The 12,792-nt window shown below is 49.1% G+C and carries 15 protein-coding genes; 12 read left to right on the top strand and 3 right to left on the bottom strand.

Translation table 11 applies throughout. The features are described 5' to 3' along the window. The first annotated feature begins 11 nt into the window (after positions 1 to 11). The 5 genes from O9139_RS18805 to O9139_RS18785 all read left to right on the top strand — a co-directional run bounded on the left by O9139_RS18805 (position 12) and on the right by O9139_RS18785 (position 4,463). Positions 12 to 341 (top strand): DUF1904 family protein, encoded by a 330-nt coding sequence (locus tag O9139_RS18805; protein ID WP_270881005.1) that lies wholly within the window; start codon positions 12 to 14, stop codon positions 339 to 341. Between the two features lie 267 nt (positions 342 to 608). Further along, on the top strand, positions 609 to 1,529 hold the full coding sequence (locus O9139_RS18800) for an AEC family transporter (RefSeq protein ID WP_270881004.1): 921 nt from the start codon (positions 609 to 611) through the stop codon (positions 1,527 to 1,529). A 151-nt stretch (positions 1,530 to 1,680) separates the two neighbouring features. After that, positions 1,681 to 1,980, top strand: a complete 300-nt coding sequence (locus O9139_RS18795; protein ID WP_270881003.1) for a hypothetical protein — start codon at positions 1,681 to 1,683, stop codon at positions 1,978 to 1,980. Between the two features lie 109 nt (positions 1,981 to 2,089). Beyond that, positions 2,090 to 2,455 carry a DUF423 domain-containing protein gene (locus O9139_RS18790; protein WP_270881080.1) on the top strand — a complete coding sequence of 122 codons (366 nt, stop codon included), beginning with the start codon at positions 2,090 to 2,092 and terminating at the stop codon, positions 2,453 to 2,455. A 145-nt stretch (positions 2,456 to 2,600) separates the two neighbouring features. Further along, positions 2,601 to 4,463 carry a putative bifunctional diguanylate cyclase/phosphodiesterase gene (locus O9139_RS18785; protein ID WP_270881002.1) on the top strand — a complete coding sequence of 621 codons (1,863 nt, stop codon included), beginning with the start codon at positions 2,601 to 2,603 and terminating at the stop codon, positions 4,461 to 4,463. Positions 4,464 to 4,599: 136 nt separating this feature from the next. Here the strand turns inward: O9139_RS18785 and O9139_RS18780 are convergent, their stop codons facing one another. Together O9139_RS18780 and O9139_RS18775 are read right to left on the bottom strand one after the other, a co-directional pair. Further along, positions 4,600 to 4,800: a hypothetical protein gene (locus tag O9139_RS18780; RefSeq protein WP_270881001.1), complete on the bottom strand. Its 201-nt coding sequence runs from the start codon at positions 4,798 to 4,800 to the stop codon at positions 4,600 to 4,602. 108 nt (positions 4,801 to 4,908) lie between these two features. Further along, complete coding sequence (locus tag O9139_RS18775) at positions 4,909 to 5,406, bottom strand: hypothetical protein (protein ID WP_270881000.1); 498 nt, start codon at positions 5,404 to 5,406, stop codon at positions 4,909 to 4,911. Positions 5,407 to 5,603: 197 nt separating this feature from the next. On the opposite strand from O9139_RS18775, the gene O9139_RS18770 reads away from it, so the two are divergent. From O9139_RS18770 to O9139_RS18755, 4 genes are all read left to right on the top strand, one after another. Then, complete coding sequence (locus tag O9139_RS18770; RefSeq protein WP_270880999.1) at positions 5,604 to 5,906, top strand: YunC family protein; 303 nt, start codon at positions 5,604 to 5,606, stop codon at positions 5,904 to 5,906. 222 nt (positions 5,907 to 6,128) lie between these two features. After that, positions 6,129 to 6,917, top strand: a complete 789-nt coding sequence (locus O9139_RS18765) for a basic amino acid ABC transporter substrate-binding protein (protein WP_270880998.1) — start codon at positions 6,129 to 6,131, stop codon at positions 6,915 to 6,917. A 92-nt stretch (positions 6,918 to 7,009) separates the two neighbouring features. After that, positions 7,010 to 7,657, top strand: coding sequence for an amino acid ABC transporter permease (locus O9139_RS18760; protein ID WP_270880997.1), 648 nt, complete (start codon positions 7,010 to 7,012; stop codon positions 7,655 to 7,657). A 13-nt stretch (positions 7,658 to 7,670) separates the two neighbouring features. Continuing rightward, positions 7,671 to 8,393, top strand: coding sequence for an amino acid ABC transporter ATP-binding protein (locus O9139_RS18755; RefSeq protein WP_270881079.1), 723 nt, complete (start codon positions 7,671 to 7,673; stop codon positions 8,391 to 8,393). 48 nt (positions 8,394 to 8,441) lie between these two features. Here the strand turns inward: O9139_RS18755 and namA are convergent, their stop codons facing one another. Beyond that, positions 8,442 to 9,446, bottom strand: a complete 1,005-nt coding sequence (gene namA, locus O9139_RS18750; RefSeq protein ID WP_270880996.1) for an NADPH dehydrogenase NamA — start codon at positions 9,444 to 9,446, stop codon at positions 8,442 to 8,444. 232 nt (positions 9,447 to 9,678) lie between these two features. On the opposite strand from namA, the gene O9139_RS18745 reads away from it, so the two are divergent. The 3 genes from O9139_RS18745 (at position 9,679) to O9139_RS18735 (ending at position 12,722) form a co-directional block, all read left to right on the top strand. Next, positions 9,679 to 10,545, top strand: coding sequence for a M15 family metallopeptidase (locus O9139_RS18745; RefSeq protein WP_270880995.1), 867 nt, complete (start codon positions 9,679 to 9,681; stop codon positions 10,543 to 10,545). A gap of 122 nt (positions 10,546 to 10,667) precedes the next feature. Then, positions 10,668 to 11,687: a Gfo/Idh/MocA family protein gene (locus O9139_RS18740; protein WP_270880994.1), complete on the top strand. Its 1,020-nt coding sequence runs from the start codon at positions 10,668 to 10,670 to the stop codon at positions 11,685 to 11,687. Positions 11,688 to 11,738: 51 nt separating this feature from the next. Continuing rightward, positions 11,739 to 12,722: an AraC family transcriptional regulator gene (locus tag O9139_RS18735; RefSeq protein ID WP_270880993.1), complete on the top strand. Its 984-nt coding sequence runs from the start codon at positions 11,739 to 11,741 to the stop codon at positions 12,720 to 12,722. The last annotated feature ends 70 nt before the right edge of the window (positions 12,723 to 12,792 follow it).

Genomic DNA, 12,792 nt, shown 5'->3' with positions numbered 1-12,792 from the left:
GGGGGAGTAACGTGCCAAGAATTTCAGTTAGAGGTTTAACGGTGGAACAGGTTTGCGCGATCAGTGATTCTCTGGTCGGGGAACTGGCGGATATTTGTGGCTGTGGGACGGACAATTTTACGTTGGAGTGCGTGCAGCATACCGCGGTGTTCGCGGGGAAAATTGTTGCGGCGTATCCCTTCGTTGAAGTAGCATGGTTTGAAAGAGGACAGGAAGTCCGTGACAAGGTTGCCCGCTCGATTACCAAGCATGTGCTTGAGCTGGGGATCGCGGAGGCAGAGGTTGCTTTTACGACGTATGCGGAAAATGCGTATTACATTAACGGCGTCTCTTGCGAGTGAGCAGGCGGGCTGTGAGGCGGGAACGTTAACCTAACGTCTGCCGCGCCTTGAGGCGTGAAAATGGCAGTTAACGTTGTTATACGACGTTAACTCGCCCCGCACGCCGCACGCCTCTCATTTCCTGGGCAATGACGCTTATCTAATCATAACCAGATCAGAGCTCATGCACCTAGCACTCTAGGCGAAACATCGTCGCCTAGAGTGCTTTGTTGTGTTAAACTAGTAAAGGCTTAAAAGTTAATAGAGAGAACGAAAGAGAGAGAGCTCATGACTTACTTTTTGTACATCCTCGTGAATAACATTGTTCCCATCAGCATCATGATTGTGATCGGAGCCGCCATTTATAGGGCGTTTAAAATCGATATTCGAACGCTGTCGAAGTTGAATTTTTATGTATTTTCCCCTGCGCTCGTCTTTACCAAGCTGTATGAATCTCAAATGGACTTGCATGTGCTTCTGCAGGTGTTGTCCTTCTTCGTTCTGTTTTTCGGTCTGCTCTGTGTATTGATCGAGGTTATCATCAGACTGAAAAAGATACGAGGCGGCATGCGCAGCGCGATGCGCAACAGTGTCATCTTTTATAATAGCGCCAACTATGCCATTCCACTGAACCAGACCGTTTTCGCCGGTAATACTTACACCTTATCAATTCAAATTGTCATTATGATTATGCAATCGGTCATCCCTAACACGTACGGCATCTATGCGGTGAACGCTCACAAATCGAACTTGAAGACGACAATGAAGACAATTCTCTCGCTTCCGGTCATTTACGTGATTCCCGTTGCGATTTTCATGCGCTATATGCATATTCCTGTCCCGCACTCTGTTTATCTGCCTTTGGAGTACATTTCCAACGCGTTTATGGCAACAGCGCTGCTCACGCTTGGCGTACAGCTTGGGGCCATGAAATGGAAGTTTAACTTTTCCAACGTATTTTTATCCAATGTGCTGAGACTAGCGATTGCGCCGGCACTCGGCTTCCTCATCGTTTGGGTGCTCGGAATCGAAGGGATTACGGCAAAAGCGCTCGTGCTCTCCTGTGCAGTGCCTACTTCGCTGAGCAGCGTGCTCTTGGCGATTGAGTACGATAATGAACCGGAGTTTTCCTCACAGGCCGTATTTACATCGACATTATTCAGCATGATCACCATTCCGGTAGTTATTTTCCTGTTGGGCACTTCCTAATGCAAGCATCTTTTGGACGCGATAACGATTTAGTTCCGTGTCTTTTTTGTTACTGTCGGGGCATTTGTCATCATTTAAGAAGGAATTTATTGAGAAAGATGAGAACTTTAAATTTGACATAAAGGAAAAAAGAAGGAGGCTTTTCATACAAATGCACTATCATATTGTTCAAAAGGTTGACGTTGTAGATATGAATAACGAGATTATTTCAGAGGTTTTTTTTGAACATGGTGATTTTACGACAACTCCGTTGTCGATCGGTACGACGATCATTATGTATCCGCTTGGTCTGAAGGGGTTCGAGGTTGTTTATGATCGAAGATTTAACAATCCCAGCAAGTACAAGGTTGAAGAAATTGAGATTAATTTGATGCAGGAGCCGACGGTCACGCGTGTTTTCCTGGAGCCTGTAAAACTGATTCTTGGCCAGCACGATATCGGCGAGATGTAATTGTCAAAACACCGTCATATAACCCTACTCTAACATATGGATTCCGATTTGTAGATCAGCTACAATAAGGTATGACAATCGACATGTTATGAAGGAGACTATGACAATGATGAAACTTTTTATATTTCTCGGTAGCATAAATGCTTTTCTATCTGTTGCATTAGGCGCTTTTGGCGCTCATTACTTGAAGCAGAAGCTTACGCCTGATAAGCTCGATGTTTTCCACACAGGTGTGCAGTATCATATGATTCATGCGATCGGCCTGATCGCCATTGCGCTAATCTCGGATAAATTGGCCAACAGTTCGCTAGTCAATGCTTCCGGTTGGGCGATTTTTATCGGCATCGTATTGTTCTCTGGCAGTTTATATGCATTGAGTCTCACGGGGCTGAAGGTGTTTGGTCCGATTACACCGCTTGGCGGCGTTAGCTTCCTGGTGGGTTGGATCTTATTAGCGATTGCAGCGCTGAAATAAATTTTTGACAAGAGTCGGTATATTTCGACTCTTTTTTTCATTTTCAGAAGACTTTAGCAGGAAAAAGGACTTGATTTGTAGAATTAGATGTTGAATTCGTTTCTTTGTCAGGTTTGGCAGGAGCAGTAGAAGGAGGATTCAACTTGTGAACAAACGGGTATATGTAGGCGTGTATATCCTACTCGTCATATCCGGGAGCTTATACATACAACCGTACGCGGCGTGGATTTGTATTGCAGCCTCTTTGATGCTTCTAGTTTTGTTGTTTTGGCACAAACCCAACATCCAACATACCGAGCAGTCCGCACATAGTTCATCTATTGAGTTAAGTGTGCTGGACTCTTTATTTGATCATAATCCGAATGCCATCGGTGTTCTGGATCAAAACGGAAAATTCGAGCGAATTAATCAAGCGGCTGAATCGATTTTTGGCTATCGGGGGGCTGAGGTTCTTCATCGGCCATTCTTGCATTTTGTCACTGAGGAATGCGCGAATGCGGCGCTTGGCAGTTTGGAACTGGCGCGGGACGGCAAGCCGATTACCTTTGAAACGGCGGTTATCCATAAAAGCGGCTATCGGGTCGATCTCAATGTGACAGCCATTCCAATTCGAAGTCAATCCGGCAACAGCGGTTGCATTTTAATCAATCAGGATATTACAGAGCGCAAGCGCGCGGATGAGCAGATAAGATACTTGGCTTATTATGACGATATGACAGGGTTGCCGAACCGTTTGATGTTCACGGAACATTTGAATGAAGCCATACCTTTATCCAATGCTGTTGGGCAAAAGCTCGCTGTCTTTTATGTCGATATCGACCGCTTCAAATTGGTGAATGACAGTTTCGGCTACGATTACGGCAATATGCTGCTGCTTCAATTAGCCGAGCGGTTTACACGGTGCATGACGGAAAATGACTTTCTCGCGCGCACGGAAGGCGATGAATTTGCCTTCTTTTATACGAATGTGGCGGATTACAACGATGCGATGGCGCTGGTCGCCAGTATTAATCGAGTGCTGGAGGAGCCTTTTCTGCTAGAGCAGTACGAGCTGCACATAACAGCCAGCATCGGCATTGCCATTAGCTCAGAAGGCCAAGATGCGGATACGTTAATGAAGAATGCTGATATCGCCCTGGATCGGGCTAAAGAGAAAGGCCGGAACGATTTTCAAATCTTTAATGCTGACATGTTGTCCGCTTCCATTAACCGGCTCAAGCTGGAAAATGAACTCCGCAAAGCGATCATCGGCGAAGAATTTATCCTCAATTATCAGCCGCAGGTGGATATTGAGACTGGCCGCATCGTTGGCATTGAGGCTTTGATTCGTTGGGATCATCCTGAGCGGGGCATCGTTTCACCGAATCATTTCATTCCGTTTGCCGAAGAAACGGGCCTGATCGTCTCTATCGGGGAATGGGTGATGCGCGCCGCGTGCAAGCAGAACAAAGCTTGGCAGGATCAAGGTCTGCCGGCTATGCCGATTTCGGTGAATTTGTCGATGCGGCAGTTTTTCCAGCATAACCTTAAGGGTAAGATCAGCTATGTCCTTGAGCAAACCGGTCTTGATCCCCGGTACCTGGAGCTGGAAATTACAGAGAGTATGACAATGGATGTCGATCATGCGATTCAATCGCTGCTTGAGCTCAAGGAGCTCGGCGTAAATGTCAGCATTGATGATTTTGGTACCGGCTACAGCTCGCTGTACTATTTGAAAAAATTCCCAATCGACAGACTCAAAATCGACCGTTCCTTCGTACGTGATATCATGGTCGATCCCAATGATGCTGCGATTGTAGCTACGATTATTGCCATGACGCGCCACCTCAAATTGAAGGTCATAGCTGAAGGCGTCGAAACGGAAGACCAACTCCGCTTCCTGCATCAAAACAACTGCCACGAGGTGCAGGGCTACTGGTTCAGCCCGCCTGTCAGCGCAGCTGAGATGGAGCGCATCCTTCGCGAGAACAGCAGCAAGCAAGATGCTGTTCATCAGCAGCGGTTGTAAGTAGATATACTGCTAGGGCTGTCCTAAGTCATCGGTGATGACTTGGGGCAGTTTTTTTTGAAAATAGGTCTTTAGAGAAGCGTGCTGCCGTATAAAATGGAAAGTCGTGACCACCGGTACTGACTGCAATATAACCTCACCACCGCTTGGTGTAACTTGCTGTATTCGAATATTGACCCGGTCGAGGGTCGTGAGAGTTTTTGCCGGCGAGCGGATAGGTCGGCGCGCTGGGGTTAAGCGGCCAAGGCGATTCCGCGCTCAAGGGCCGCCCCCGCTGGCCCGCAGGGATTAACGTTGTTTCCAACGTTACCGCGACAAAGCCGCGCCCGCTATTCACGCTCGTGCCACCTTCCGCGGCGCCCCCCTGCGTGAAACGCAAAAAAACCGTTTCCCTCTTCAAGCGGCCAGTGCGCCACCATGAACCAAGAAACGGTTTCTTTAACACTTATGAAGTAACACTGAAATCTTCAATCTCGTTCAACTTGAATAAATACACTTTCTTCTCATCCACATGATATACGGTGACCGTCTGGCCGCTGTTGTCATAATTCAATATGCGGCACGGCAAGCTGAGCTTAATGCCCTTAGCCTTAATCACGGTTAACCGGATCAGCGTGTTGTTCGTTTTGAAACTTTCGAGCTGCTCAATTACTTTCTCTGCAGACGCGATGTCCGGCGTTGTGCCAGCAGATGCGGAAGGCGAAGCTGCTTGCGGGGCTTTTTGTCCAGATGTTTTGGGGAGCTCTGCTCGCCTATTATTGACATTAAGATCGATTAGCTTGCCTAGTTCGATGCCGCTTTTAATGTTATAGTCCTTGATCCTGTCCGTGTTCAGTACTTGCAGGAGTTTCTCCAAAGCAAGGCCATTGCTGGCATCTTCGATTAAAATCTCTACGTTGAATAAGTGACCTGTTGTTATGTTGTTGCTTGCTTTTTGACTCATATGAACTCCTGCTCCTTTAACAATGAACCAGTTTGTACATTCTTACTATATCACTTTCTATTGATCAAACAAAGACGTGGTTTTACTGAATGAGCGCTCCAAACAAAAAGAAGAGGCTGCGATTTGGATCGGTGCACACCGTACTAGCCCGCCTTGCATATACTACCGTAAGACTGCAAAGAGGAGCTGTGCAGAGCATGATGCGCGTAGAACCGATTCTTCTAGAAGGACATACAGCTATCGCCATAGAAGTGAAACTGCCCAAGACCACATTGCTTGTAGTGACGACGGATAAAGGATATATCATGTGCGGTGCGCTGGATGTCGCGCTGCTGAACGAGCGGCTTTCGGATCGAAATATTATTGCCGCACGGGCTACAGGAGTTCGGACGATTCAAGAGCTGCTTGACGCTCCGCTTGAATCCGTCACATATACAGCGGAGGACATGGGAATTGTAGCGGGAATGACCGGCAGGGAAGCGATAATCAGAATGATGTGAGGGCAAGGATGTCGATGAAAACGTTGGAGAAGCAAGGATTCCAGCGTTTTTTTGCTGTTTATGCACAAAAGGGCATGTGCTTTTTGTGTGAAAACATAAAAGTAGGATGTTTATACATGTTCCTGCATTTTCCTGCATTTTTTGCGAGACTTATGGATTGTCATTTTATTAACCAAGTGTTAAAATTAGTTCTATCATTTTACATATGGCGAGGGATTAACATTGAAAAAATTTAGCGTATTGATTGTAGCTTTAACATTTGTTCTTGCTTTAACAGCTTGTGGGGCGAAACAAAGCGGCGGCACGAAAGTGAAGTTCGCGACAGATGCGGCGTACGCGCCGATGGAATTCATGGATAAAGACAAAATGACAGGCTTCGACATCGATTTCTTGGCAGAAGTTATGAAAGTGGCAGGCATGCAATACGAAGTCGTAAATACAGGTTGGGACACAATGCTAACAAGTGTTCAACAAGGCAAAGAGTACCAGGCCGGAATCTCCAGCGTTTCGATTACAGATGAGCGTAAACAATCTTATGATTACTCCATTCCTTACTTCGAGTCCGTGAACATGATTCTCGTTAAAGAAGGCAGCCCGATCAAAAGTGCAACAGATCTGAAAGACAAGAAAGTAGCCGTACAAATCTCCACAACAGCGGATACGTTGATGAGCAAAATTATGGGTCAAGATAACAAGTCCCTGAAACGTATGGACAATAACACACTTGCCCTTCTTGAACTTGATAATGGCGGCGTAGATGCGGTTGTTGCCGACGTTGCAATCGTTCGCGAATACATCAAGAACAACCCGAACAAAAAGCTGGTTGCAATCGCGGATCCAAAGAACTTCGATTCCGAGTTCTACGGCATCTTGCTTCCTAAAGGCAGCGAGTTGAAAGCGAAGCTGGACCCAGCAATTAAGACTGTGATTGAGAACGGCACATACGCAACACTGTACAAAAAATGGTTCGGTCAAGAGCCTGACACAAAGAAATTGCTTGGACAAAAATAATATGTTATAAGCATGCGTAATTTTATCATACGCATGCTTTTGTCTTGTAAAGAGCGAGATGGGTAAATTAGGTTTTAGAAAGGATAGTGATTATGGATTTTCGTTTTGATATTATTATCGAATATTTGCCGTTGCTTCTGAAGGGTACGCTTTGGACGATTGGCATTTCGATTCTCGCTATATTATTTGGTTCTGTATTAGGTCTAGGGGTTTCACTTGGCAAGATGTCGCACCGCGGTTATTTACGCTGGCCGGCAAGCATTTATGTGAACTTTTTCCGCGGCACCCCGCTGTTGGTGCAGATCTTGCTCGTTCACTTTGGCGTAGTACCGTTGATCTTAGGCTCGACGAATGCCATTGTAGCCGCGATTGTGGCGCTCTCGTTGAACTCAGCCGCATACATGGCTGAAATTTATCGCGCAGGCATTCAATCCATTGATCAAGGGCAGACAGAAGCGGCTTATTCCTTGGGAATGACGCCTGGGCAGACGATGAGAACGATTATTTTACCGCAAGCGATCAAGCGTATGATTCCGCCTTTCGGCAACGAGTTTATCGTGTTGATTAAGGATTCGTCCTTGTTTGCGGTCATCGCAGCGCCGGAACTGATGTATTGGTCGAATGCGATGCGCAGCCAATACTTCAAAGTATGGGAGCCATATTTGACAGCAGCGCTGATTTATTTCATTCTCACTTATTCCCTTAACAAGCTGCTTGGTTATTTGGAAAGGAGAGTGTAGCGCAATGAGCAATATCATTGAAGTTAGGAATTTGAAAAAAGTATATGGCGACAATGTCGTTCTTCGCGATATTAGTGCGGACATTCAAAGCAAAGAAGTGCTGGTTGTCATCGGTCCTTCAGGCTCAGGCAAGTCGACGTTTCTTCGCTGCTTGAACCTTTTGGAGAAGCCGGATGGCGGCACAATTTTGATCGAAGGCAAATCTTTAATGGATCCTACGAACAAAATCCACGAAATCCGCATGGAGCTGGGGATGGTGTTTCAGCGTTTCCACTTATTCCCACACATGAAGGTGATCGACAATATTACACATGCCCCGGTTCATGTGCGCAAATGGCCGGTGGAGAAAGCGCGCAAGAAAGCTTTGGAGCTGCTGGAAAAAGTCGGTCTTCTCGATAAAGCGAACGCCAAACCGGACTCGCTGTCCGGCGGACAAGCACAGCGGGTGGCGATTGCCCGGGCGTTGGCGATGGAGCCGAAGATTTTGCTGTTCGACGAGCCGACTTCTGCGCTTGACCCTGAGATGGTCGGCGAGGTGCTGAACGTCATGAAGAACCTTGCGAAGGAAGGGATGACGATGGTTGTCGTTACCCATGAGATGGGCTTCGCCCGTGAGGTAGGGGATCGCGTCATTTTCATGGAGCAAGGTGTTATCGTGGAAGAAGGCACACCGGCGCAAATCTTCGAGAACCCGAAGCAGGAGCGGACGAAAGCATTTTTGTCCAAGGTGTTATAATAAAAAAGAAGGAAGGATCGGAGCCGATCTTTCCTTCTTTTTTTGTGCTTACCAGCCTCGCTCGTAAGGCTTAGGCGGCGCCAGCTCGACATGGAGCTGCTGTGCCGCCGAGCGTGCCCAGTACGGGTCGCGGAGCAGTGCCCTGCCGAGGAAGATGAGATCGGCTTTGCCGCTTTGTACAATGTCCTCGGCCTGCTGGGCTTCCGTGATCAAGCCGACAGCGCCGACGGCGATATCGGCTTTGGTGCGGATGGTCTCCGCGAACGGTACCTGGTAGCCAGGGAACGCATTAGGCACGACCGGAACATTGCCGCCGGAGCTGACGTCGATCAGGTCGACGCCAAGCGTTTTCAGCTTTGCGGCGAAGTAGGCGTGATCTTCCGGCGTCAGTCCTTGCGGATCGTATTCATTCGCAGAGATGCGCACGAACAGCGGTCCGTCCCAGCGTTGCTTGACCTCGGAGACGACTTCTTGCAGGAAGCGGAATCTTCCGTCCGCATCGCCGCCATAAGCATCTTCCCGACGATTGGTCAGCGGGGACAAAAATTCATTAATAAGATACCCATGTGCGCCATGGATTTCAATGATATCGAAACCAGCCTGCTTGGCGCGGTCTGCAGCTTCGCCAAAAGCGGCAACCAACGCTTGAATCTGCTCAAGCGTAACGGCTTCCGGCGTTTTGTATGTATCGGAGAATGGCAGCGCTGACGGTGCAACGATAGGGCCATCGACTGTCGCTTTGCGTCCGGCATGAGCCAGCTGGATGCCGATGTGGGCGCCGTGCTCATGGACGGAGTCCACAACGCGCTGCAAACCTGGAAGGTGCTCATCGCTCCAAATGCCCAGGTCTCTCGCTGAGATCCGACCTTGCGCAGTAACCGCTGTAGCTTCGAGAATTACGAGACCTACCTGTCCGACGGCGCGCGTGGCATAGTGGACATGATGCCAGTCCTTCACCGTTCCCGAATCATCGGAGGAATACATGCACATCGGTGACATTACAATGCGGTTTTTTAGCGTGACTTGCTTAAGAGTAAAAGGAGTAAAAAGCATTAGACCACTCACATCCTATTTTATTTAATAAAGATACGATTATGAAATTGACTAAGACGTATAGTTCGATTGTATACTAAACCGCTTGGAATTATCAAATTTAAACATGACTGATTATTTGGCTAAACTTGAAAGGACGTCACGCAGAGAATAAAATATGGAATGGAACTTTATCCGGACGAACGCAGTCTAATAGATAGCACTTTTATATTTCAAGGAGGCTTCACTTACAATGAACAATTACATGAAACCGGCGCTGGCGCTAGTCGCAGCGTTTACGATATTGGGAGGCTGCGGTCATGAAGCCGCGCCTGCGCCCTCGCCTTCGGCAGGCGCATCGGCAAGCGCCAGCGCAGGTTCGACAGCGAGCGTGACGCCAACGGCCACGGCGTCGGCGACGCCTCAGGCGCCATCGAGCGCAGCGCCGCAGCAATCATCGAAGCCGTCGTCAACCCCGAAAGGATCGCCTGCGCCTACGACGAGCGCCGGCAAGAACGGAGCCGCCCAGGTCGTGGCGCAGCCCGCTAGCATGACGGTGCTCGTTAACAAGCAGAATTCACTGCCTTCGGATTATGAACCGGCCGATCTGGTTTATCCGGATGTGCCATTCGTTTTTAACGAGAAAATCGAAAAACGCAAAATGCGTAAAGAAGCAGCCGGCGCGCTGGAGAAGCTTTTTGCCGGGGCGAAAAAGGATGGCATCAACCTGGCTGGAGTATCCGCCTATCGCTCCTACGCGACACAGAAGTCTGTTTTCCAACGATATGTAGCCCAGGACGGTGAGGAGAAGGCGAAAACCTACAGCGCCGTTCCCGGAACGAGCGAGCACGAAACGGGTCTGGCTATCGACGTATCCGGCAGTGACGGCAAATGTGCAGCCGAGGACTGCTTCGGCGGTACGAAGGAAGCCAATTGGCTCGAAAAGCACGCGCCAGAGTACGGCTTCATCATCCGTTATCCGAAAGGGAAGGCCGATATTACGGGCTACCAATATGAACCTTGGCATATCCGCTATGTCGGCACAGACCTGTCCAAAGAACTGGCAAGCAAAGGGCAGACCTTGGAGGAATATTTCAACGCGGTGCCTGTAGCCAAATAAAAGCAGGATAAGCCATCTTTACCATGTCGTGATTTTGTATAGTCGACTGTCGCCAATTTGAAATGTATCAAGAGCTTTTGTCATGCTAAAATGAATACAAGTCATTATTTTGGAGGTCATTCATGATAAAAGTAGCTATGTTAAGCTTTTGGCACGTACATGCGAAAGATTATGCCAAGCAGGTCGAAGGACATCCGGATACGGAGATCGTTGCCGTATGGGACGAATTGGAAGAGCGAGGTAAAGCGGAAGCGGATAAGCGTGGAGTCGCCTTTTATTCCGATTTGCAGGAGCTGCTGGCCAATCCGGACATTGATGGCGTTGTTGTGGATACCCCAACGAATATACACCGCGATGTGATGGTGGCTGCTGCCAAGGCAGGCAAACATATTTTTACGGAAAAAGTTATCGCCCCGACGCTGCGCGAGGTGAATGAGATTTTACAAGCGATCGAAGAAGCCGGTGTGACGCTGACAGTATCGCTGCCACGGTTGAACTTCAATTACACGCAAGCCATTCAAGCTATCGTAGAGCAGGAGCTGCTCGGTCAAATTACGCTTGTGCGGACGCGCTTGTCCCACAATGGCGGGCTGTCCACAGCGGCGAATCCTAACGGCTGGCTGCCTGAGCATTTCTACAACGCTGAGCAGTGCGGTGGCGGGGCCATGATCGATCTTGGCTGCCATCCGATGTATTTGGCGCGCTTGCTGCTCGGTATGCCGCAGTCTGTCAGTGCTTCCTACGGATATGTAACGGGCCGTGAAGTTGAGGACAACGCTGTAGCGACGCTGCAGTACGAGAATGGCGCGGTTGCCGTTGTTGAAGCCGGTTTCGTGAATCCATTCTCGCCGTTTGTGATTGAAGTGCATGGCACTGACGGCAGCTTGCTGTACTCGGACCATGACCGCAAGCTGTTGCTGCGCACTGTTCGTTCGACAGAGGCTGCTAAGGAGTGGCAGGAGCAAACGAACTGGCCGGAAGCGAAGCCGACTGCTTTCGATCAATGGGTATCCCATGTTCAGCAGGGAACCAAAGCAACGGACAACATCCGCATTGCAACTGATTTGACGAAGTTGATGGAGGCGTCTAACCGCTCGGCAGCTTCGAAGCAGCAGGTTCGCATTGAGTCGCTGCAGCCTTAACAAGCTTAAGTTTTGAGAAGCTTCTACGATTAGGCTACAGGAGGTTAAGTGATGAATTCAACCGGTCAAGCTAAGCTGGCGGCCCCGCCTTTTTACTTTGAACCTATGCTTGAAAATCCGCTGGCGCTGGACCGATTGGAGCTGACTTTTCGTTGGGGCTCTTACGGGCTGCGTGTGCTGAGGTGTCACTTCACTTCGTTTCCACCCGGCACAGTCATTGAGTTTCATCATCATTCCGAATTTGAGTTTCATTACATCCCACGAGGCAAAGGCAAGGTTACACTAGACGGTGTAACCTATGCGCTGCATGAAGGCATGCTCTATGTGACCGGCCCCGGTGTCAGTCACCGTCAGGAAGCGGATGCAGGGGAAGCCATGGATGAGCTCTGCCTGCACGTGGATATCGTGAAATTGGAGCAAGCGAGCAACTCCGATGAAGGGGCATGGGGCGAGCTATGGGAGACGGCTGAGGCTGATGCCTGCATCCGGCAACTACATGAGCTGCCCCGTGTGCCTGCACACGACCGGCAGGAGGCGATGAAATGGTTTCTCGTCGCTTACGAGGCGTGGCGCAACCATTCATTGGGCCAATATACGATTATTAAGCAGGCTATTGTTCAGATGCTGCTAAGGACGGTTGGCGCGTACTTGCGGGAACAGCAGGGCGTGCATCTGCCAGCCCGCGATATGAAAGTATACCGCTATCAATTGGCGGTTCAGTTCATTCAAGACAATTTCCGCAGACCGTTGACGCTGGAAATTGTGTCCGAACGGCTGCAGATCAGCTCCCGGCAGCTGCAGCGCATTTTTAAGGAGCTGGCTGGCATCGCATTCAGCGATTATTTGCAGCAGGTCAGGCTCCAGCATGTGTGCAGCGAGCTGCTGCAGAGCACGTGGACGCTGGAGAAGATCGCTGAGAGCAGCGGCTTTGCCACGAGCAATTATTTGCATTATGTGTTCAAAAAAGCATACGGCATGACTCCAGTGCAGTATCGCGAGAAGATGGCGCGAGTCGTTGTTGAGCTGCCGGTGTGATGTTACGAGAAAACCTCCATGCATATGGAGGTTTTTTGCTTGCTTTTGGGGGGAGAACGGGGGGAGTGCG

Source organism: Paenibacillus aestuarii (genome assembly GCF_027789125.1).
Taxonomy (GTDB): Bacteria; Bacillota; Bacilli; order Paenibacillales; family NBRC-103111; genus Paenibacillus_E; species Paenibacillus_E aestuarii.
Note: the sequence above shows the minus strand (reverse complement) of the source record. Positions and strands in the feature narration are given on the sequence as shown.